The following is a 20849-nucleotide window of genomic DNA, read 5'->3' on the forward strand; positions in this document are numbered from 1 at the left end:
TATCGACGAACCCTTACAACCGGTCCGCTCACCAACAATGACAGAAGAAACGGCAAACGCCGCCACCCGAAACCGGGCGACGGCGTGTGGAGTAAGCCAGCGATTAACGCTTGGAGTACTGCGGTGCGCGACGGGCCTTGTGCAGACCAGCCTTCTTGCGCTCCACGGCACGAGCGTCACGGGTGAGCAGGCCGGCCTTCTTCAGGGTCGGGCGCTCAGCCGGGTTGTAGATGTTCAGTGCGCGGGCAATAGCCAGACGCAGAGCACCGGACTGGCCGGTCGGGCCACCACCGGAGATGTTGGCCTTGATGTCGAACTGGCCCTCGCGCTCGAGCAGCGTCAGCGGGGTCAGGATGTCCTGCTGGTGCAGCTTGTTCGGGAAGTACTCCTCGAACTCACGGCCGTTGACTGTGATCTTGCCTTCGCCCTCGACGACGGTCACGCGAGCGATTGCGCGCTTACGACGACCAACAGTCTGGATCGGGCCCTCGTGCAGCGGTGCGACCTCAACGGTCTCCTCAGCAGCGTCAGCCTCCGGCGCAATTGCGTCACCGATGGTGTAGTTGAACTCCTCGGTTGCTGCGGTTGCGGCATCGATGTCGGTGTCGGCAGCGAGGTTGTCGTAGTTGTTCGGCTCGGTCATTACTGTGCCACCTGCTTAAACTCGTAGGTTTCCGGCTTCTGAGCAGCGTACGGGTGCTCGGAGCCGACGAAGACGTGCAGCTTCTTGATGGACTGGCGGGAGAGCTTGTTGTGCGGCATCATGCCCTTCACAGCTTCCTCGATCACGCGGTCCGGACGCTCGTCCAGTGCGCGGCCCAGGGTCATGGACTTCAGACCACCCGGGTAGCCGGAGTGGCGGTAACGCATCTCGCGATCGCGCTTGTTGGAGGAGATGTGGATCTTGTCGGCGTTGATCACGATGACGTGATCGCCGGTGTCAACGTTCGGTGCGAACTGCGGCTTGTGCTTACCGCGCAGCAGGTCTGCTGCGGTGGAAGCAAGCTTGCCCAGCACCACGTCGGTTGCGTCGATGACGTACCAGTTACGGGTCACGTCACCGCTCTTCGGGTGGTAAGTAGACATGCATGACTCCTTAAAGTCTGTCTAGATTGCTGCCGGCCATACTTCGCATGTTCCTCGACGGTTCCGGCGGCCGGTGGAGACCCGAAACGCGCGTCAGGCGGGACACACAGGGGTTAAACACTACGGCAATCTTGCCGCAAAACAAAAACGCCGCCGCAGGTGTTCCCCATAGTCACCTGCGACGGCGTTTCCCCCGAGTCCCCCTTTTTCTTTTGTGGATGCGCCGGAGACGGGTCTGCCGCGCCCTATCCCCCGATGGTCGGCGTTGTCGCCCCGACGCAAGTCTGTTGATTAGCCCCAGCTGTTCGCTGCAGCGTTGTTGACGGCCAACATGGTGGAGTTGCCATCCTCAACGGTCTGCGCGATCTGGGTGAGGATCTGGTTGAGGTCCTCTGCTGCCTGGTCCCACTTGGCTTGGTGTGCCTGGTAGGCGGTGGCGGCGGTACCTTCCCAGGTCTGGACCATGGGCTGGAGCATCTGCTTCAGTTCGGCCAGGTCGCCGTTGATGCGGGATGCGGATGCGCGCATATCTTCGGATGCGCCGGCGATCTGAGCGAAGTCGTATTTGATCTGCATGGTGGTTCCCCCTTGTGGTTAGAGTGCGAGTCCGCCAGCGAGCTGACGGAGGCTGTCGGTGTTGGTTGCGTCGGTGGACTCGTAGTGCTTCGCGTTGTCGCGAATGTTCGCGGAGATCGCGGTCAACGCCTCCGACAAACGCTTTTGAGCGTCGTCGTAGCGCATCATCAGGTCGTCGAAACTGCGCTGCGCGTTGCCCACCCAGTAGTTGCGAGTGGATTCGACTACCTGTTGGATGCGATCGATTTCACGGTTGACGTTTGCGTTGGTGTCGTCGGTACGGTCTGCGGCGGCGCGCATAACCTCCGCTTCAGTGGCGAACAGCTCCATGGTTTCCCCCTTGTGTGTTTAGGTTGGATGAACGGTGTGTGTTTGCCGTTCATATATCTGACTGACATTTGGTGCTTTCGGTTCCATCGAATTCAAAAGTTTTTCATGTCCGCATGTCAGCCCCCTTAAATTCAGCGGTTTCCATGGCCATTCGACACGTTGCGCGTTGCACTGTGGTGGGTTCATGGCGCGTGTGGCAGCCCACGAAAAGCTGGGTGGTGCCGTGCGGCCAGGTCTTCCAGAGCGCCTGCGATCCATCCGCGGCGCGCTCCAGGTAGGTCACCGAGGTGCCGTCCGTGTCCACAAGTTCTGTTTGCGGGTCCGCCTCAACATCGGCGAGGAGTTGCTCGGCCATAGTCTTGGCCGGTAATTGGTACAGCCTCTCGACGGCGATGTGGAGGCGGAAATTCGGATCATCGCCGGTTGCGCGCCACGTGCCATCGTCGGCCTCAAGCGCGAACCCGGCAGGCAGTTCCACTTGAAGGCCGTCTTGTTCAAGCAGGACGGTCTGCGGTGCTTCTTCGCGTATCGACGACTCCACCGCCACAGACGGCGTTGCCCCCGCCGCAGCTTCAGTAGCCGTCGGTGTCGCAATTGAACTGTCCGTGTTCGCTGCACTGCTGGCGCTGCCGGCACTGCCAACGCTGCCTTTCCAGACAACGTTGAAGATGACCACCGCACACACGACTGCGACCACCGCGACGACTGCGGCGATGATCCAGACGCCGATGTTTGACGAGCGGTTGTCCGCAATTGCCGCGAACGTGTCTGTCGGCGGGTCCCGTGGCGGATCCCACGGCGCAGGTGGCGCGGAGGGTGCGTTGAGCGAACGTGGCACGTCTGCCGGATCGGGACCAAGGAGTTCGGTGGTTAAGTCAATGTCGTAGTCCGCCAGGGCGTACTCGAGCTCGCGTAGGCGCGTGTCGTCTGCGGTGATGTGCACGTGTGCCCCGTCTGGGTTCGGCCCCAGCACAGTGCGGATCGTGTTCGCGATTTCACGGCTGCTTGGCGCGTCGAAGCGGTGGACGTCGGCTGCACCGGTGAACACGGTCGACGCATCGGTCGCGGTAATGCGCAGGTCTGTCATTTAGTCCTCCATATTCAGCATCGGCAGTTGGATCATGCCCTTCGGCTCGCCCTGTACGAGCGTTGCGCGCCCTGGTGGCTGCGGTGCCGGTCGGACGCCGAAGAGTGCGCCTTCGTCCTTGGTGCCGTCCAGAATCAGCACGTCTGGGTGAAGGTCTTTCACAGCGGCGAGGAACGGGCCAAACATGGCACGCCCAACACCGCCGAACTTGCGTGCCACCACGATGTGCAAGCCGATGTCACGCGCGTGGGGCAACAAGTCGATGATTGGGCGCAGTGGTTCGTCGCCGACCAGGTCGAGATCGTCGATAAGCAAGTAGAGCTCTGGGCCTGCCCACCAGGACCTGTCTGCCAGTTGGGCGGGCGTGACGTCGCTGCCCGGCAGTCGCGAGGTCAGCGTGGTGGCCAGCGAGCGCACCGCATCGGTGAGCGCACTCGAGGAAGCTGCGTACGCCGCGACCATGTCGCTGTCCGCATGAGCCAGGTGTGCCCGGCGCGGGTCGCAGATCACCATGCGGGCTTGTTCGCGTGGCATCGCTGAAATAGCCGCAATCGTGCTGGCGATGAAGGCGGATTTGCCCGCGCCGCCTGCACCGATGGCCAGGATGTGGCCGGTGGAGTACAGCGGTGCAAGGTCCGCTCCGCCAATGCCGAGTGGGATGCGGGTGCCGTCGATAAGCGGTTGCGCGTCGACTCTTGCTGGCAGCACGCGCAGGCGTGGCACCGGCGTCTGGCTCGCCGCCTGGGCTGCGATGTGTGCGATGTCTTCGGCGCTGGTCAGCGCGACATGCATGACTTTGCCGTCCGGGGTGAGCGCACGTCCCGGCACGGCGGCGAGACGTTCTTGGGCCTTGCGGTCGATCAGCGAATCCATCGGCTCGGTCAGGCGCATCTCGATGCGGGTGCCGATGAGGTCGCGCACATTCGCACGCACTGCGTTCCACCGCTGTGTGGTAACCAGCAGGTGCACGCGTGCAGCAGGGCCTTCGGAGGCGATCCGTGCCAAAGGATCGCGCAGGTCCTCAAGTTTGGAATCGTTGGCCAGCAACGCATGCCAACCATCGACAACGAGCAGTGTCGCGCGCGAGGCAGGCACATCCAGAAGTCCGGTGACCTCGTCGATAACACGACGCGTGCGTTCTTCATCCTTCACGTTCGCCACACCCGCCACGTGAGGCAGGGACTCGATGTCGCTGTAGTCGCCGCCGCCAGCGTTGATGATGTAAATCGCCACCTCATCGGTTGTGCGACACAGCGCTTGCTTGGCGACGATCGACCGCACCGCCATCGACTTCCCCGTCTGCGGCGCACCAGCAATGGCAACATGCCCACCGGCACGGGAAAAGTCCACGGCGAAGGGGACTTGGAGTTGGCGATAGGGCTCGTCGACGAGGGCGATGGTGTCGTCGACAAGCGAAGAAAGCGCGAGCGTATCCGGCAACGGTGGCAGCCACACCTGGTGGGCGCGCATGCTCCGGGTTGCGGCGACGTCGCGGGCTTTCTCCACAACGGCGTCGAACAGCGTTGTCGAATAGTCGGTATCGGTAACAGTTTGCGGGGCGATTTCTATCTCGTCGCCGGTAAACAACCGCACTGTCGGCGCGTCCGCTGGGTGCGACAACACCTGGCGGGTCAGCGGACCGGACACGTAAGACCCCCTGAAGCGGGTGAGTTCCATACCTGACTTGAGGTAACCCGAGCCCGGCTCACTGGGCAGTTCATAGGCATCCGGCACGCCGAGGACTTGGCGCGACTCCCCTGCGGAAAACGTCTTCAACCCGATGCGATACGACAAGTGGGAATCGAGCCCGCGCAGCTTTCCTTCCTCGAGCCGCTGCGAGGCGAGCAACAAGTGCACACCAAGTGAGCGGCCCAGGCGCCCCACCGCGACGAAAAGGTCCGCGAAGTGCGGGTGTTGCGAGAGCAGTTCTGAAAACTCGTCGACGATGATCACCAGCGACGGCAGTGTGTGCCCGGCGCGGGTGTAGTCGGTGATGTTGGCAAAGTTGCCTGCGGCACGCAGCAGTTCCTGGCGGCGGTTCAACTCGCCGGAGATGGCATCAAACATGCGCTCGACCAGCACGGCCTCGTCTTCAAGGTTGGTAATCACAGCACTGGTGTGAGGCAGGTCCTCGCAGCCGAGGAAGGTTGCGCCGCCCTTGAAGTCCACAAGCACCAAGTTGAGCTCGTCCGGCGAGTGCGTTGCGGCAAGCGCAACAACGATTTCCTTAAGCAGTTCGGACTTACCACTACCGGTAGCTCCGATGCAGAGCCCGTGTGGGCCCATGCCACCGAGCGCTGATTCTTTGAAGTCCAGGTACACCGGCTGCCCATCGGGGGTCGCGCCGATGGGCACGACAAGCTTGTTGCGCATCCCCGGCCACATGGTGGTGGCATCGAGTGCGTCCAGGTCCGTAATCCCCAGCATGGCAAGCAGATCGCCAGTGTCCTCACTTGCGCCTTCTGGGCGTCGGTAGAACCCGAGGTGGCGAGCGATGAACTCGGCCTGCGCGTCAGTGAACGAGTCCGGAAGGCCGAGTTGCTCCATGCCCTGTTCGGTGACCGCAGCGAGCGTATCGGTGCACACGAGGTGGAAGGCATCCGGGTCCACAAAGTAGTGCTCGTCCGGGTGGACGACAATCACACAGTCGGCGTCGGGGGCGTGGAGGTGCTCCACGGTGGCGTCGATAAGCACCACGCGAAAACGTGCATGTTCCGCGCGAGCGTGCGGCAGCCACTTCGCCCACGCGAATGGCGCGTCGATGCTGACCAACTCGGGCCCATGAAAAAACGCGAGTTGGCACACGATGGAACGCGCCACCTCATGCGCGCCGGGACCAGCCAGGGTGACCGCGGGAAATGCATCGAGCTGCACAACAATCGGCATGCCAGGCACGGTGCTTACGGCAGCGACAGTGCGACGAAGACTCACCGCGCACACCGGGTCAAGGTCCTCTGGGCTTCCCGGATCCTCTACATCGACAGGCGTGCACAGCGCACCGCTGCCAGTCCCCAACCGGACGGTCAACGCCAGCGGTGACGCCGCAGTGCGCTCCCAAACCCGCTCCACCGGTGTCGCAGCAACAAGATCTGCCGGAGCCGGGTGCAACCCTGTCGCGTGCGCGCGCTGTTGCGCTGCGTTCGCGCGCGCCTTCCGGGTCAACGCATCCAGGTGGCGCAGGTACACCCGGCGCGTTTCGTTGATATCTCCCTGCCGATCTTGCGGATTGATCATGCCCAACAGTCCGAAAAGCATCATCAGCGGGAAGATCAACATCATTGGGCTCACAGTGCGTCCAGATGTCATCATCAGCGCCATCACCGCACCAACGGCAACCACCATCACAATTGGCAGCAAGATTTTGATCACCGGCTGCGTCTGCGGCTTTTGCGCTGTTGGGACTGGCTCTGCACGCAGTTGTCCTGTTGGCAGTGCCGGCACGTCAGGTGTGCCCGCAGTTGGTGCGAGCACAGCATCGTGGTCTAACCCGAGCATTCGTGGATCCCCCCCTTTTCACCCCATGTGGCCACAGTTCCCCCGAACTGTGTTGGGCATAGTGTTGAGCGCAGTGTAGACCATTTGCGCGCCAAAGGGGTACGAAAAGCTGGACTGCAGCGTAACGGTGCGCCATACTGGCCCAAGTTGCGTGGCAAATGGGGGCCACGCGTTGAGACTTCCGGGGGAAGAGTTTTGGTTGCTACTTCGGCGCACCACATTGTGCGCGTAACCGTACGTGTTTCTGTTGCGGCGTTTCACCGCGATATCGATGTCACACTGCCGACATCCTCAACGTTTGCAGAGGTGCTGCCCGAATTGGCGCGTCTTGTGGAACTGCCGCAGATCCACCGCCCGTGGGAAATCTCCACAGCAGGCGGGCGCCCACTCGATATGCATACGCCGTTGTACGCGCTCAAGCTTCACGACGGCGCCGTGATCGCCCTGCGCCCCAAAGAACCCATCGCCCCTCCCGTGGTACGCGACGCCGCCGACGCCCTCGCGCACGCAGGCCGCAATGCCCGCAGCGTGCGCGGCCTCGACGCCGCCGCAACCCTCGTAGGGTTAGCGTGCATTGCGTTGCTGCTCAGCATGTTTACCCCACCTCCCGCGACCTTCGCCGTCACCGGGTTATGCGCGCTCACCCTCGCTGCTGTTGCGAAATCGCACGCCGTGTTTGCTGCAGCGCCGTTGTGCCTCGGCTGGGCCGCCGCCACATGGGTCATCGGTGGCACAGAACCGAATCTACACAGCACAGACGTTGCTCTTGGCGCACTCGCAGGCGTCGTCACAGCCTTCATCACCGTCGGCATTGGAGTGGCTCTGCGCCTTGCGGGCCCTGCATTGGTGGCGTTTGCTGTCACGGTTGGGGTGCTCAGCGGCATTGGCACGTTAGGCACCTGGCTGCCCGCCGCAAACTCGCCTGCTGCGTTATCCGTCCTCACCGGCCTGTTTACGGTTGCCGCCACACCCGGCATCGCCACCCGTGCTGCAGGCCTTGCCGTGGCGCACGTGCCCACCGCCGGCGAAGAATTCGATCGCGCCGACGAATACCAACCAGACGTCGACGCACGCAGCCGAGTCGCCACCACCATCGCCAGCGCAGTCACCGCCGGAATTGCCACAGTGAGCATCCCTGCGCTCCTCCAGATCGGCAGCAGCGGCGGTGCATGGAACTTCGTGTTCTGCACCTGCATCGCCGGCGCACTCGTCGTCTACGCATCGCGCCACCACTGGGCTGCAACCCGCATTGCGCTGATGGCGATAGCACTCGCGGCAGTCATTGCTTCCGCCATCAGCGTTGTGCGTATCGACGACCCGCATCCCGCCCTCATCACCATCGCCGTCCTCACCGCACTGGCAGCTACAACCACCGTGCTGTGGGCCCGGCGCGTACCCGACCTAGAACCGACAACCGTTGTCTGGTTCGAACGTGCCGAAATCGCCGCCCTCATCGCCGTCATCCCACTCGCGGTACACCTCACCGGGGTCTTCGACCTGATTCGAGGGCTGTAACAATGCGCACACGTTCCCTGCCTGCTTCCGCACTGTTGCCACTGTTGCTCGCCATGCCTGTACTCTGCGCACCTGCAGCACTCGCGCCGGGCTCGCTTACCTACGCCTCCGCCCAAGACATCGCCTGCGCCGTGCCTTCGGCAGCACAACCACCAGGTGAGACACCTGCGGAGCTCCACGAGCTCCGTCGCTTCGCCACCGGAGCCGGCGTGCGCGTCGCCGTCATCGACACTGGCGTCGCTCCACACCCGGAACTTAATCACCTGCGCCCCGGAGCCGACTTTGTCGGCGACAACGCGCTTGCGGACTGCGACAGCCACGGCACCGTCGTCGCCGGCGTCATCGCTGGGCGCACGCTCGGCATCGCACCAGATGCGGAGATCCTGGCGGTGCGTCAAACGTCAGCCCATTACCGCGGTGGCCGCGGCCAATCTGTCGCGGGGGACCTTGAGACGCTCGCTTCTGCAATCAACAACGCGCTCGACGAAGGTGCGCGCGTGCTCAACGTCTCTGTCGTGTCCTGTGTGGACCCGGGGCTTGCCTCACGCATTGATCTCAATGGACTGCGCGGCGCGTTGCACCGTGCCGAGGCCGACGGCGCAGTCGTCGTCGCCGCATCCGGCAACACCAGCGCCGATTGTGAACCAGGCTTTAGCGTGATCCCGGCTCTGTTTCCCACGGTGCTTGCTGTGGGGGCTCGCGAGGACACCCACACGCTCGCGTCATACTCCATGCCAGCGGAAATCTCCGCAGCCGGTCTTGTCCCACACGCGCTCGCATCCAGCGGCAACGGCTGGGCCGACGGCACGCTCACCCGTGACGGGTCACGCCCGTACGTTGGAACCAGCTTCGCCGCACCGGTAGTCAGTGGTGCGGCCGCGTTGCTCATGCAGCGCTACCCCGGCATCACGCCAGACCACGTGCGCACGCTCATCACCGCCGCAGCACAACACGGCGGCGGCGCCATCACCCCGCACAACGTGATCAGCCAACTCACCCCGGACGACATCGCGCCACGGGACACCGTCACCGTGGCCCCAACAGAGCGCACCGCCTCCTTGGCCGCGAAACGGTTCAGCAGTGTCGGCCTCGGCGCAGTTGTGTTCGCTCTACTGGGCGCCCTTGCGCTGTGCGCTGCTAGTACGTGGCGGTCAAAGCCGCAGCCCGGGTCAGCTCCTCGCCCTCCGGCAAGAGGCTGACAATCTCCCAAGGCACGCGCTCGACATGCACCGCACCCACCGTGGCAAGTGTTTCCGCATCGGGTGCACGGTGGCGCAACCCGTTGCTCGCCACGACGTGGAAGCCATGGCCGGAATCCACACCGATCGAGCCATCCGCAAGCCCCGCAAAGTGTGTCGCCACCGACGCCCCAGACAGCGCAATCGCCGAAGCATCACCGGATCGCACTGCGCCGTACCGTGCTGCACCAGCGTGTTCTGTACCGTCGTGTTTTATACCGGACTGCACCGCGCCACCACGGTCCTGGTCCACGCATACCGTCTGCTGCACCGGGTCAACCCACTGCGGGCGACGCTCTGGAATCGTCAGCCCTAAGTCCCCGTCCTGATACGTGGCTAACTGTTCGCGGCCGATGCTGCGTTGCTTTGCGCCAGCATCCAACAGCACTGCCTGCTGCACCTCACTGAGCGGCTCGATTCTCCCGTTGAACAGCGCCCACGCACCGCTCTCAGCGACCAATACTTCTGGCAGCCGGTCGGGCGTAGGTACTGATACCGGTGGCAATTCCTTCAGCGCCGTCATCACCTGCAACGGTGGCTCCCACATCGGAGTGGTGTGCCCGACCCCCAACGCACGGCGCACGATACGCCCCTGCGGGGACGCCGCATCAGGCAGCAACTGTCTGCCCTCACCAGTCACCAACCATTGGCGGGTGCCGTCGGTGGCCAGCACGGTATCGTCGCCAAGCAAAGGCTCCGGACGCTGCCCCGCAACCACCGTCACACGGCCCGGCACCGCACACACCGACCATGCAGCATCAACCGCACCCTCCGGCGCAAACATCGCCGGCGCAGCCACAATACCCACCTGAACGCCACGTGGCATCGCCGCCAAATGCTCATCACCCACCCGCGACGGATCAGCCGCCGCACCAGCAATCAAGCGTGCAGAAGAAAGATTGGTCACCGGATGAACAGTGTCATCAACACGCACATACAGCGTGCCGTCCGACGCCCGCAGAATCGGGGCATCCCCCGGATCTGCATTCGGACGCATCCACGCAAACAACCCCATCACCCCGGCAATCATCACCACCGCAGCAACACCAAACACCGTGGCGCGATGGCGCGCCGACAACGGGTCATGGATCATCCGGATATCCCCGAACAACAACCCATGCTCCATACGACGGCGCATGAACTGGTGGCCCGAAACCTGGGCACGTGTAGTAGGCAAAAGTTTCGCCATAATTCCCCCTCCCCCGAGTAAGTACTCAACAGGCTACAGCCTTAGCACCCCGCGCGCATCTACCCGGCGGCTACACCGGCATCTTCAAGCTCGAATAGCTCATCCGAGCCGTGGTCCTGTCCGTCTTTGCGCATCGCCCGCAACTGGGCGGTGGAGAACTCGCTGTTGACCGCAAACACCGACGTCGTGCCCTTGCGATACACCGGCGTCACCCCGTTTGACGCCCAGAACGCCCGCAGCATCGGATACTGCGGTTTCTGGTCCGCCCAAAACGACCCCGGGCTGAGCACAAAGAACCGTACGTTCAAGTCCTTCAGCGCCTGCTCCACCACTTCGCCGTTGTCTTCTCCGATGAAGTCCGCGTGCTGGAAAATTGTGTCGTGCGCTGAGCCAATCCCGCCGGTCGGCCATAGGTAATGGCGGGAAACCGACGGCAACCCGTTGTAGGCATACATCCACGAATATCCATCCGCAGGATCACCCATGATCGTGCCTTCCCACGCTGCGTCCTGGGTCGCCAACCAGTCAAACACCTGGAGGTCCTCCGCGCTTACCATCCGTCCGCTTTGGCGCGGGGTAGCAAACGCGTCCTGTGCACCAGCCTCAGTGTGGTTGCGTACCTGTGGCACCGCCGCCGACCCGGCGATCACCGCCACCGCGATCGACGCCAGCACCGTGGCTCGCTGCCCCGTACCGGTTCGTGCTGCGAGTGGAGCGAAGGTGACAAGGCGGATAATCACAGCAATGCCGATGGCGGCCGCTGCCCACACGCACATCACCACCGGCATGATCAGCCGGTGCCCCGTGCTGTAGTGCAGGTTGCCCACCATGGCCAGTACATCGCCCCACGCGTTATCGAATGGTGTGAGCGCATTTGCGGTCACCGCAAGCGAAACCACATACAACAGCACAGGCCACACCTGGCCACGCCACAGCACCAACGCCAGCGCGCCTGCACCGGCGAGCCACAGCATCACCGTCGGGTCGAAGTCCGGGAAAAACTGAGAGACGTGCCGGGTGTCCATCCGAAACGCACTCCCCCACGCGCCGCCGCGGCCCAGTTTCTCCTGCGGCGCCCACGAGGCAACCTCACTCGCCTGGTCCGACCCCGCCAGCACTTGGGGCAAAAACACGAGCGTTGCCGCGGCTGCTGGGAGTGCCATCCACACCGTATCGCTGCGACGCGAGCGCACCGGGCGAACCAGCAGCGACGTCGCCCACGCAAAGATGACGCCGAGCACCACCACGGTCACCGCAGCCGGGTGTGTGCACAACACGCCAAGGAACCCGATCGCAGCAGGCAGCGCACCCGCATGCCGTGCCGGAACTTCAAGGAACTGCCAAACCACGATGCCGGTCAGGGTCATCGCAAACAGGTACGGCCACATCCCCACGTAGTCGGGCACCCACAGCAACTGCGGGGCCGCGTACGCCATGATCGCGGCAAACGCGGCGGCAATCTGCGCGGTGAGCCCAGTCGAGCGCATAAACGCGAACACCAGACACACCATGGTCAGCGGCAGTGCCACCGCTGGCAGCACCGTCGACGCGATGTTGACCGCCCGAATCGGCTCAAGACCAGCAGCCTCCGTAAAGAGAGCAACACCCGCGTGGAATCCCGACGGGTAGAACAGCCGCGCGTGCGTTTCGAAGTTCTGCAGCTCGCCCATGCGTGTCGACGACGCCACGCCCGTCTCCATCACAAACCGCACCGCATTCGCATGCCACTGCGAATCCCACCCCTGGACGATATTGTCCGCACCGTTGGGCATCTGAGCCAACCACGACAGCCGGTCCGTAACTGCCATCCACGCCGCGACCACTACCCCGACAAACGGAATGCCCCAGTGCGTCCACTCCACCTTGCCGGGAAAAAGCGCACGGCGCCACGGCACATCACCACCGCGGCGGGCCTTGCGTGCAAACGCATAGCGCCACCCGCCAGCCACCGCGAGGGCAAGCACCATGCTCACCCCGAACGTCCACAGGTTAAACGGCGCGCTAGTCACGCCCCACATCCACGACGACACTCCGATAACACCGAAGGTCACCGGCAGCGCCGTGGTCACCGCTGCAGGAACTCGGAGGCCTGCAACCCACGCCACCAGGAATCCGGGAAGCAGGAAAAACACAACTGCAAACCATGCTGCGGCTGCTGTGGTCATCGCACCTCCCAGATTGTCAGTAACCCAAGCATGCTACATCTCGCGACGCGCGCGGGTAGCTTCGGCGCGGGCAGCTAACTCAGAATCAGCGGGATACTCGACGCCGACCAACGTCAGGCCACGAGCGGGAGCGAGTGGGACTTCGGGCGCGCGTTCGTCGCGAAGCAAGAGCTCCTTTGGCCAGTCACTCCCCCGGCGGCCCTCCCCGACGGTTAAACACGTCGCGGTCAGCGCGCGAACCATATTCCAGCAAAACGCATCCGCAACAATGCGCGCTTCGTACACGGTGTCCTCGACCTGCGACCACTCGAAAGAATGCACGTCGCGGATCGTGGTGGCATGCTCCTTCGGGCGGCAAAACGCCGCAAAGTTGTTCAAACCCACAAGCGCATCGGCACACGCCTGTGTCGTCTCAAGGTTGATAGGTTTTGGCCACACCGCCGTATCGCGCGCCCGTGTTGGCAACGCACCTGCCGGATGCGTAGTCACCCGATATACGTAGGTGCGAGCCAACGCCGAGAAACGCGCGTCAAACCCCTCTGGCGCTTCCACGACATTAAATACGCGGGCGTCTTCCGGGAGCAGTTTTGCTAATCGACGAACCAACCGTCCCGGGTCCCCCTCAATCGAACGCTGATCAAGGCTGCTGCGAGGAATATCCACATGGGCGGTCTGTCCCGAGGCATGGACTCCTGCGTCGGTGCGTCCAGCGACGGTAAGGGAGACGCCACTACGCAGCACCAGGCTCAACGCCTCTTCGATGGTCTGTTGGACTGTGCGGATGCCGCTTTTCTGGCGCGCCCAACCGTGAAAATCGGTGCCATCGTAGGCGATATCCAAACGCAGCCGCATCGTCTCATCCATGGCGATCAATCTTATCTGGGCAATACAAAACGCCCAGCTACACGGGGTAGCTGGGCGTTACGCGAGGAAGGAAGTGAGTTTACTTCTCTTCCTCAGCAGCGGTCTCCTCTGCCGGAGCCTCGGTGGTCTCCTCTGCCGGAGCCTCCTCAGCCTTGGCCTCCTCAGCCTGGCGGGATGCAGCTGCGCGTGCAGCGCGGGTTGCCTCGGTGGTAACGGTCTCCTCGAGCACCAGGGAAATCTGGGTCATCGGAGCGTTGTCACCGGAGCGGTTCGGGAGCTTGATGGAGCGGGTGTAGCCGCCCTCACGGTTCTCGAACTTCGGCGCGAGCTCGTTGAACAGGTAGTTAACAACCTGCTTGTTCGGCAGCTCAGCGAGGACTGCGCGGCGGTCAGCCACAGTGCCCTTCTTCGCCTTGGTGATCAGCTTCTCAGCGTACGGACGCACGGCGCGTGCCTTAGCGTCCGTCGTCTTGATAGCGCCGTTCTCGAAGAGGGACTGCGCCAGGTTGGCCAGAATGTGCTTCTGGTGCGAGGCGGACCCTCCGAGGCGGGCACCCTTCTTGGGGGTAGGCATATTCGAACTCCTCGTATGCGGTTAGTTGAGCGCGTGCTCTGTTGTGTTACTCGGTCTCGTCCGCGCCGTCGTCCACGAAATCGCCAGTTTCGGCGTCGTAGCCTTCGAGCTGGGTCGGGTCGAAATCTTCCGGAGCGTCCTTCAAGGTCAGGCCCAGGTTAGCGAGCTTGATCTTGACCTCGTTGATCGACTTCTGGCCGAAGTTGCGGATGTCCAGCAGGTCGGTCTCGCTGTACTCAGCAAGCTCGCCCACGGTGTGGATCTCCTGACGCTTCAGGCAGTTGTAGGAACGAACAGAGAAGTTCAGATCCTCGATCGGCGTGGAGTACGCAGCGATGTACTCGGACTCCTGAGCCGACGGGCCGATCTCGATGCCCTCTGCAGCGGTGTTGAGCTCACGAGCCAGGCCGAAGAGCTCCACCAGGGTGGAACCAGCCGACGCGAGCGCGTCACGTGCGGTCATCGAGTTCTTCGTCTCAACGTCGATGATGAGCTTGTCAAAGTCGGTGCGCTGCTCAACACGAGTTGCCTCAACCTTGTAAGCAACACGGGTCACCGGCGAGTAAATCTGGTCGACCGGGATACGGCCGGCCTCTCCACCGGAGTTCGGCATAGCCGGGACGTAGCCACGGCCGCGCTCGACAACAAGCTCCATCTCCAGGCGTGCCTGCTCGTTAAGGGAGGCGATGTGCAGATCCGGGTTGTGGATCTCCACGCCTGCCGGTGGCTCGATGTCACCTGCGGTGACGTCGCCCGGCCCCTCGACTGCAAGCTGCATGACTACCGGCTCGTCAAAGTCGGAAGACAGCACGAGGTCTTTGATGTTGAGGATGATCTCGGAGACATTCTCCTTGACACCGTTGATCGTGGTGAACTCGTGGAGCACACCGTCGATCTTGATGGACGTCACGGCTGCGCCCGGGATGGACGACAGCAGCGTGCGACGCAGGGAGTTGCCCAGGGTGTAACCGAAACCAGGCTCGAGCGGCTCGATGACGAACTTCGAGCGGTTGGTATCGATGTACTCCTCGGTCAATTCAGGACGCTGAGAGATGAGCATGAACTTCTCCTTTGGCTCCCGCTATATGAAGCCGGTAGGGACTGATATGGAAGATTCCGTGCACCGTGGACGGCGCGCGGGGTGAAGCAAACGTGTGAAAGTTTACTTCGAGTAAAGCTCGACGATGAGCTGCTCCTGCAGCGGCACCTCGATCTGAGCGCGCTCGGGCAACTGGTGCACGAGGATGCGCAGGGTGTCCGGAACGACCTGCAGCCAAGCCGGAACGACAGCGTCCAGGAGGTTGTCCTGAGCCTCTTCGAACCACAGCATGTTGCGGGACTTCTCACGGACGTCGATGATGTCGTACTGCGTTACCGCGAACGACGGAACGTCGATGCTCTTGCCGTTGACCGTGAAGTGGCCGTGGGACACGAGCTGACGTGCCTGACGGCGGGTCTTAGCCAGACCAGCACGGTAGACAACGTTGTCCAGACGGGACTCCAGCAGGATGAGCAGGTTGTCGCCGGTCTTGCCCGGACGACGGTTCGCTTCTTCGTAGTAGCGACGGAACTGCTTCTCCATCACGCCGTAGGTGAAGCGAGCCTTCTGCTTCTCCTGCAGCTGGAGCAGGTACTCGGATTCCTTGATACGAGCGCGGCCAGCCTGCCCCGGAGGGTACGGGCGACGCTCGAAGGACATGTCGCCGCCGACGAGGTCGACGCGGAGGCGACGGGACTTACGGGTAGCAGGGCCGGTGTAACGAGCCATGTCTCTTTACCTCTTTTCCTTTCAGCCTTAAACGCGACGACGCTTCGGCGGACGGCAGCCGTTGAACGGCTGAGGCGTCACGTCGGAGATCGAAGACACCTCCAGGCCGGCAGCCTGGAGCGAACGGATAGCGGTCTCGCGGCCGGAGCCCGGACCCTTGACGAAAACGTCGACCTTCTTCATGCCGTGGTCCATTGCCTTGCGGGCAGCGTTCTCTGCAGCCATCTGCGCAGCGAACGGCGTGGACTTACGGGAGCCCTTGAAGCCAACGTGGCCGGAGGACGCCCAGGAGATGACGTTGCCCTGCGGGTCCGTGATGGACACGATGGTGTTGTTGAAGGTGGACTTGATGTATGCGTGGCCTGCGGCCACGTTCTTCTTGACGATGCGACGTCCGCGACGTGCACCGGAACGAGTCTGAGTAGCCATAGGTTACTTCTTCTTTCCTGCGATGGTCTTCTTCGGGCCCTTGCGGGTACGCGCATTGGTCTTGGTGCGCTGGCCGCGGACAGGCAGGCCACGACGGTGGCGCATGCCCTGGTAGGAGCCGATTTCGATCTTGCGGCGGATGTCTGCCTGAACCTCGCGGCGCAGGTCGCCCTCGACGGTGTAGGAGGACTCAATCGCGTCACGCAGAGCGGAGAGCTGGTCATCGCTCAGATCGTCCGTGCGCAGGTCCGGAGAAATGCCCGTCTTCTCGAGCAGTTCCTTGGATCGGGTTGCACCGATGCCATAGATGTAGGTGAGAGCGATCTCCATGCGCTTATTGCGCGGGAGATCAACACCAGCTAGACGTGCCATGAGGTACGTACCTTTCGGGTTGTTACGGTGGTTTTCTCCCCACCCGTCCACGTCAACCAACGCTTTATCCGGACCGTGCCGGAGGATGGGTTGGGATTACACGCGGCTCCAGCCACCGTGGCCGGAGGTAAACGACCCACTATGAGCAGGTCTGGGTGAGGAGGCTGAAATGCTTACTTGTAGCGGTAAGTGATACGCCCGCGTTCCAGGTCGTAGGGAGAGAGCTCCACCACGACACGGTCCTCAGGGAGGATGCGGATGTAGTGCTGGCGCATCTTGCCACTGATGTGGGCGAGAACCTCGTGCCCATTGTCGAGTTCGACACGGAACATGGCGTTCTTCAGGGGCTCGACGATGCGGCCCTCAACCTCGATTGCGCCTTCTTTTGCCATACACTCCACTTCCTACACTGCCCGCAAATGTGCAGGCAGAAACGTTTTCTTACCGTGACAGTCGGTACCTGCCAACACTTCGTGGCAGCACCGCTGGACTACTTTATCCGCTCACCTGCGAAAACGCAAAAGGCCCCAGCATTTCGCCGGGGCCAATATGCAACAAAGATGTCTAGTAGACGTAGACCTTGTCACCGATCTGCAGATCACTGAAGTAGCGCTGTGCATCACCGCGGTACATGCGGATGCAGCCGTGGGACAGGATGCTCGGGTCCCCTTCGTGGAACGCGATGCCGTTGTAGGTGAAGTACGTGGCGTACGGCATCGGTGCGTTGCCGAACTCCCAGGAGATCTCGTCCTTGACCTTACGGTTGACGTAGAAGGTACCGCGCGGCGTCTCGTAGCCCGGTCGGCCCGGACCAATCAGGCCCGACTGGTAGTACATGACACCGTTGTTCTGCAGCCAGGAACGGCGACCATCAATGTCAATGCAGGCCTTGGCATCGGCCGGGCACGGACCGTAGTCAAAGCCAGCACGCGGGTTCGGAGCCGGCGCCGGAGCAGGAGCTGGTGCCGGAGCGGGAGCCGGCTTCGGTGCAGGCTTCGGCTTCGGAGTCTTCTCGGCGATGAGTCCGGGGAAGAAAACCTCCACGATCTCGTCGATACGCTGCTTCGCCTTCGCCGGCAGATCCGGGCTGATATTCGCCAACCCGTCTGCCTGCAAGCGCAGGTTGTTGCGAAGATCCCAAGCTGCATCCCGTGCAGACTTATCCAGGTTTGCAAACGCGGTGTTTGCCGACGAGGACAGCGCATCAAGGCTGGAGGTTGCAACCGGATTCGGGGCCGGAGCAGGCGCTGCCTGCGCAGTCACAGGTGCAGCAAGCGTAGCGACGACACCGAGACCGGCAGCGAACGTAATTGCGCGTCGCTTCAACGGCGACTGCTTTGCATGGCGAGGACGGTAAGACATGCCGGAAGTATAACCGTATAGCCATGAATTACTCATCGACGCGCCAGCCGTTTATACGCGCGGAGTAAGAATTCGTGGTCCCTGAGCGGTCGCCGCCACGGTGTGTTCCCAGTGTGCTGCCGGCGAGCCATCGAGGGTGGTAACCGTCCATTCGTCGTCAAGTACGCGCGTGTCGTAGCCACCACCCAGGATCAACATCGGCTCGATCGCCAACACCGAACCTTCCTGAATCACAGGACCCCGATTCGGCTTGCCCTCATTGGCCAGGTACGGGTCTTCGTGCATCGTGCGGCCAATTCCGTGCCCGCCGTAGCCATCCACAATGCCGAGCTCAACGCCGAAACGCTCCTCGGCGGCGTAGGTTGCCAACTCCAACGCGTGAGACACGTCAGTGAGTTTGTTGCCCGGAACCATGGCTTTCAGGCCTTCTGCGAGCACCCACTCGGTTGCGCGGTTGAGCGCGTCCACATCCGGCGCAAGTTCACCGATACCGAACGACCAGGCACTGTCCCCTACCCAACCGTTGAACGTCGCGCCGCAGTCGATGGAAACCAGGTCCCCTTCTTTGAGCACCACGTCAGCGGATGGAATGCCATGGACCACCACATCGTTGACCGACGCACAAATCGAGCCAGTAAAACCGTGGTATCCGAGGAAGGTCGGCACCGCGCCATGGTCGCGAATGACGGTTTCCGCCACCTTGTCAAGGTCAAGCGTGCTGACACCCGGCTTTGCCGCAGCACGGACCTCCTGCAGCGCGACACCGACAATGCGGCCGGCTGCCTCCATCGCATCGAGTTCGTCGGGGGTTTTGGCGGCAATCTTGCGTTTGCGGAATGCCATAGCGGGGTGCTCCTTTGTGGTGGTCGTCGATAAGCAAAAGCGAAAGGCCGGTGCGAACACCGGCCGTGAGCGTATTCGGGCTACTTGCCCAGCTGAGCCATGGCGCGCTGGTTGATCTCGTCGACGTCGCCCACAGCGTCGATAGAAATGATCTCCTCACCGTAGTGATCGATCAGCGGTGCGGTCTCATCGCGGTACACGGCGAGACGGGTGCGGATGGTCTCCTCGTTGTCGTCTGCACGACCACGGGCGAGCATGCGCTCCACGACAACGTCCTCATCAACAACGAAGTTGAGCACGCCGTCGAGCTTCTCGCCCTTCTTCGCCAGTAGGTCGGTCAGGATCTCAGCCTGCTCCACCGTGCGCGGGAAGCCGTCCAGCAGGAAGCCGTCCTTCGCGTCGTCCTGGTTCAGGCGATCCTCAACCATGCGTGCGGTGACATCGGTCGGCACAAGCTTGCCGGCGTCGATGTAGCTCTTTGCCTCAACACCGAGCGGGGTGCCCTCGCCAATGTTGGCGCGGAACAGATCACCGGTGGAGATGTGCGGAACACCGAGCTTTTCGGAAAGGATAGCGGCTTGGGTGCCCTTGCCGGCACCGGGAGGGCCAAGGAGAACGAGACGCATTATCGCAGAAGTCCTTCGTAGTTGGATTGCAGAAGCTGGGATTCAATTTGCTTAACCGTGGTCAGGGCCACGGAAACCATAATCAGGATGGCTGTACCGCCAAACGCGCTCATACCCATCCGGCCGGAGCCGGTGATACCGGCGTCCATTGCCAGGTTCGGCAGCACTGCGATCAGCGCGAGGTAAATCGCGCCGACGAACAGCAGGCGGTTCATGACGAACGCGAGGTATTCAGCAGTCGGACGGCCCGGACGGATACCCGGGATAAAGCCACCGTACTTCTTCATGTTCTCTGCCTGATCGACCGGGTCATACTGGATCGACACATAGAAGTAGGAGAAGAAGATGATCATCACGACGTAGGTGAGGATGTACTGCCACGAACCCGGGTTCTGCAGCCATGCCATCACGTGGTTCATCCACCAGTTGTCCGGCGGAGTCGGGTTATTCATGGTCACGATCTGTGTGATCAGAACCGGCACGTACATCAGCGACGAGGCGAAGATGACCGGGATAACGCCAGCCTGGTTGACCTTCAGCGGCAAGTAGGTGGAAGAACCACCGTACTGGCGACGGCCCACCATGCGCTTGGCGTACTGCACCGGGATACGACGCTGGCCCTGCTCGATGAACACGATGCCGACGACCAGCGCAATAAGCGCGAGGATGACGAGGATCAGCGTCAAGGCACCGGAGTTCTGGAGGATGAACGCACCCTCGGACGGGATCTGGGTTGCGATACCCGCGAAGATGAGCAGGGACATACCGTTGCCCACGCCCTTTTCAGTGATGATCTCGCCGAGCCACATGATGAGCACCGCACCGGAGGTCATCACAAGGATCATCATGATCAAGGTCCAGACATTGCGGTCTTCCACCAGCACCGGCATTCCCTGGCCGAGCAGCTGCTCGCGGTCTGCCAGCGCGACGATACCTGCGGACTGCAGCAACGCCAGCGCGACCGTAAGGTAGCGCGTGTACTGCGTCATCTTCGCCTGGCCGGACTGGCCTTCCTTCTTCAGCTCCTCGAACTTCGGGATCACGACAGTGAGCAGCTGCACGATAATCGACGCCGTAATGTACGGCATGATGCCGATCGCGAAGATCGACAACTGCAGCAGTGCACCACCGGAGAACAGGCCAATGATGGAGAACATCGTGGCACGGTCACCCTGGGCAACCTCTTCGAGTCGCTGGTTGATCAACGCGTAATCAACGCCCGGGGACGGGATCTGGGCACCTACGCGGTACAGAATCATCAGCGCAAGGGTGATCAAGATCTTCTTGCGAAGGTCAGGATCCTTAAACGCCTGAGCAATTGCGGACACAT

The 20849-nt window shown here is 62.3% G+C and carries 21 protein-coding genes; 2 read left to right on the forward strand and 19 right to left on the reverse strand.

The window, feature by feature from the left end:
* Positions 1–103: 103 nt before the first annotated feature.
* The 6 genes from rpsI to eccCb all read right to left on the reverse strand — a co-directional run bounded on the left by rpsI (position 104) and on the right by eccCb (position 6574).
* The gene (rpsI, locus tag HMPREF3171_RS02010; protein WP_070422757.1) at positions 104–643 is read right to left on the reverse strand and encodes a 30S ribosomal protein S9; all 540 of its coding nucleotides are present in this window, start codon (positions 641–643) and stop codon (positions 104–106) included.
* Positions 643–1086: a 50S ribosomal protein L13 gene (gene rplM, locus HMPREF3171_RS02015; RefSeq protein WP_070422756.1), complete on the reverse strand. Its 444-nt coding sequence runs from the start codon at positions 1084–1086 to the stop codon at positions 643–645. Before rplM ends, rpsI begins: the two co-directional genes overlap by 1 nt.
* Positions 1087–1377: 291 nt before the next feature.
* Positions 1378–1662, reverse strand: a complete 285-nt coding sequence (locus HMPREF3171_RS02020) for a WXG100 family type VII secretion target (protein ID WP_070422755.1) — start codon at positions 1660–1662, stop codon at positions 1378–1380.
* A gap of 18 nt (positions 1663–1680) precedes the next feature.
* Complete coding sequence (locus HMPREF3171_RS02025) at positions 1681–1992, reverse strand: WXG100 family type VII secretion target (protein ID WP_070422754.1); 312 nt, start codon at positions 1990–1992, stop codon at positions 1681–1683.
* A gap of 103 nt (positions 1993–2095) precedes the next feature.
* On the reverse strand, positions 2096–3079 hold the full coding sequence (locus tag HMPREF3171_RS02030) for a type VII secretion-associated protein (RefSeq protein ID WP_070482483.1): 984 nt from the start codon (positions 3077–3079) through the stop codon (positions 2096–2098).
* Positions 3080–6574 carry a type VII secretion protein EccCb gene (gene eccCb, locus HMPREF3171_RS02035; RefSeq protein ID WP_070482485.1) on the reverse strand — a complete coding sequence of 1165 codons (3495 nt, stop codon included), beginning with the start codon at positions 6572–6574 and terminating at the stop codon, positions 3080–3082.
* A 222-nt stretch (positions 6575–6796) separates the two neighbouring features.
* On the opposite strand from eccCb, the gene eccD reads away from it, so the two are divergent.
* Together eccD and HMPREF3171_RS02045 are read left to right on the forward strand one after the other, a co-directional pair.
* Entirely contained in the window at positions 6797–8089 is a 1293-nt protein-coding gene (gene eccD / locus HMPREF3171_RS02040) for a type VII secretion integral membrane protein EccD (protein WP_070482488.1), read from the forward strand.
* A 2-nt stretch (positions 8090–8091) separates the two neighbouring features.
* Entirely contained in the window at positions 8092–9288 is a 1197-nt protein-coding gene (locus tag HMPREF3171_RS02045; RefSeq protein WP_083291913.1) for a S8 family serine peptidase, read from the forward strand.
* On the opposite strand, the gene eccB is transcribed toward HMPREF3171_RS02045, so the two are convergent.
* The 13 genes from eccB to secY all read right to left on the reverse strand — a co-directional run bounded on the left by eccB (position 9227) and on the right by secY (position 20847).
* Positions 9227–10504 carry a type VII secretion protein EccB gene (eccB, locus tag HMPREF3171_RS02050; RefSeq protein WP_246815301.1) on the reverse strand — a complete coding sequence of 426 codons (1278 nt, stop codon included), beginning with the start codon at positions 10502–10504 and terminating at the stop codon, positions 9227–9229. The two genes, HMPREF3171_RS02045 and eccB, sit on opposite strands and share 62 nt — an antisense overlap.
* A 71-nt stretch (positions 10505–10575) precedes the next feature.
* Positions 10576–12681, reverse strand: coding sequence for a DUF6541 family protein (locus HMPREF3171_RS02055; protein WP_070482492.1), 2106 nt, complete (start codon positions 12679–12681; stop codon positions 10576–10578).
* A gap of 33 nt (positions 12682–12714) precedes the next feature.
* Positions 12715–13545, reverse strand: a complete 831-nt coding sequence (gene truA, locus HMPREF3171_RS02060; RefSeq protein WP_070482494.1) for a tRNA pseudouridine(38-40) synthase TruA — start codon at positions 13543–13545, stop codon at positions 12715–12717.
* A gap of 79 nt (positions 13546–13624) precedes the next feature.
* Positions 13625–14119, reverse strand: a complete 495-nt coding sequence (gene rplQ, locus HMPREF3171_RS02065) for a 50S ribosomal protein L17 (RefSeq protein WP_070422747.1) — start codon at positions 14117–14119, stop codon at positions 13625–13627.
* A gap of 46 nt (positions 14120–14165) precedes the next feature.
* Entirely contained in the window at positions 14166–15179 is a 1014-nt protein-coding gene (locus HMPREF3171_RS02070; RefSeq protein WP_070422746.1) for a DNA-directed RNA polymerase subunit alpha, read from the reverse strand.
* 102 nt (positions 15180–15281) lie between these two features.
* Complete coding sequence (gene rpsD, locus HMPREF3171_RS02075; RefSeq protein ID WP_070422745.1) at positions 15282–15887, reverse strand: 30S ribosomal protein S4; 606 nt, start codon at positions 15885–15887, stop codon at positions 15282–15284.
* Between the two features lie 27 nt (positions 15888–15914).
* Positions 15915–16316 (reverse strand): 30S ribosomal protein S11, encoded by a 402-nt coding sequence (rpsK, locus tag HMPREF3171_RS02080; protein WP_070422744.1) that lies wholly within the window; start codon positions 16314–16316, stop codon positions 15915–15917.
* 3 nt (positions 16317–16319) lie between these two features.
* A complete protein-coding gene (gene rpsM, locus HMPREF3171_RS02085; protein ID WP_070422743.1) occupies positions 16320–16688 on the reverse strand; it encodes a 30S ribosomal protein S13 in 369 nt (122 codons plus the stop codon).
* A 173-nt stretch (positions 16689–16861) separates the two neighbouring features.
* Positions 16862–17080 (reverse strand): translation initiation factor IF-1, encoded by a 219-nt coding sequence (gene infA / locus HMPREF3171_RS02090; RefSeq protein WP_070422742.1) that lies wholly within the window; start codon positions 17078–17080, stop codon positions 16862–16864.
* A gap of 172 nt (positions 17081–17252) precedes the next feature.
* Positions 17253–18050 (reverse strand): L,D-transpeptidase, encoded by a 798-nt coding sequence (locus HMPREF3171_RS02095; RefSeq protein WP_070482496.1) that lies wholly within the window; start codon positions 18048–18050, stop codon positions 17253–17255.
* Positions 18051–18101: 51 nt separating this feature from the next.
* Positions 18102–18893, reverse strand: coding sequence for a type I methionyl aminopeptidase (map, locus tag HMPREF3171_RS02100; RefSeq protein ID WP_070482499.1), 792 nt, complete (start codon positions 18891–18893; stop codon positions 18102–18104).
* Between the two features lie 80 nt (positions 18894–18973).
* Positions 18974–19519 carry an adenylate kinase gene (locus HMPREF3171_RS02105; RefSeq protein WP_070422739.1) on the reverse strand — a complete coding sequence of 182 codons (546 nt, stop codon included), beginning with the start codon at positions 19517–19519 and terminating at the stop codon, positions 18974–18976.
* Positions 19519–20847 (reverse strand): preprotein translocase subunit SecY, encoded by a 1329-nt coding sequence (gene secY, locus HMPREF3171_RS02110; protein WP_070482501.1) that lies wholly within the window; start codon positions 20845–20847, stop codon positions 19519–19521. Before secY ends, HMPREF3171_RS02105 begins: the two co-directional genes overlap by 1 nt.
* Between the last annotated feature and the right edge of the window lie 2 nt (positions 20848–20849).

Origin of the sequence: Corynebacterium sp. HMSC08F01 (genome assembly GCF_001807545.1) — a bacterium.
Taxonomy (GTDB): Bacteria; Actinomycetota; Actinomycetes; order Mycobacteriales; family Mycobacteriaceae; genus Corynebacterium; species Corynebacterium coyleae.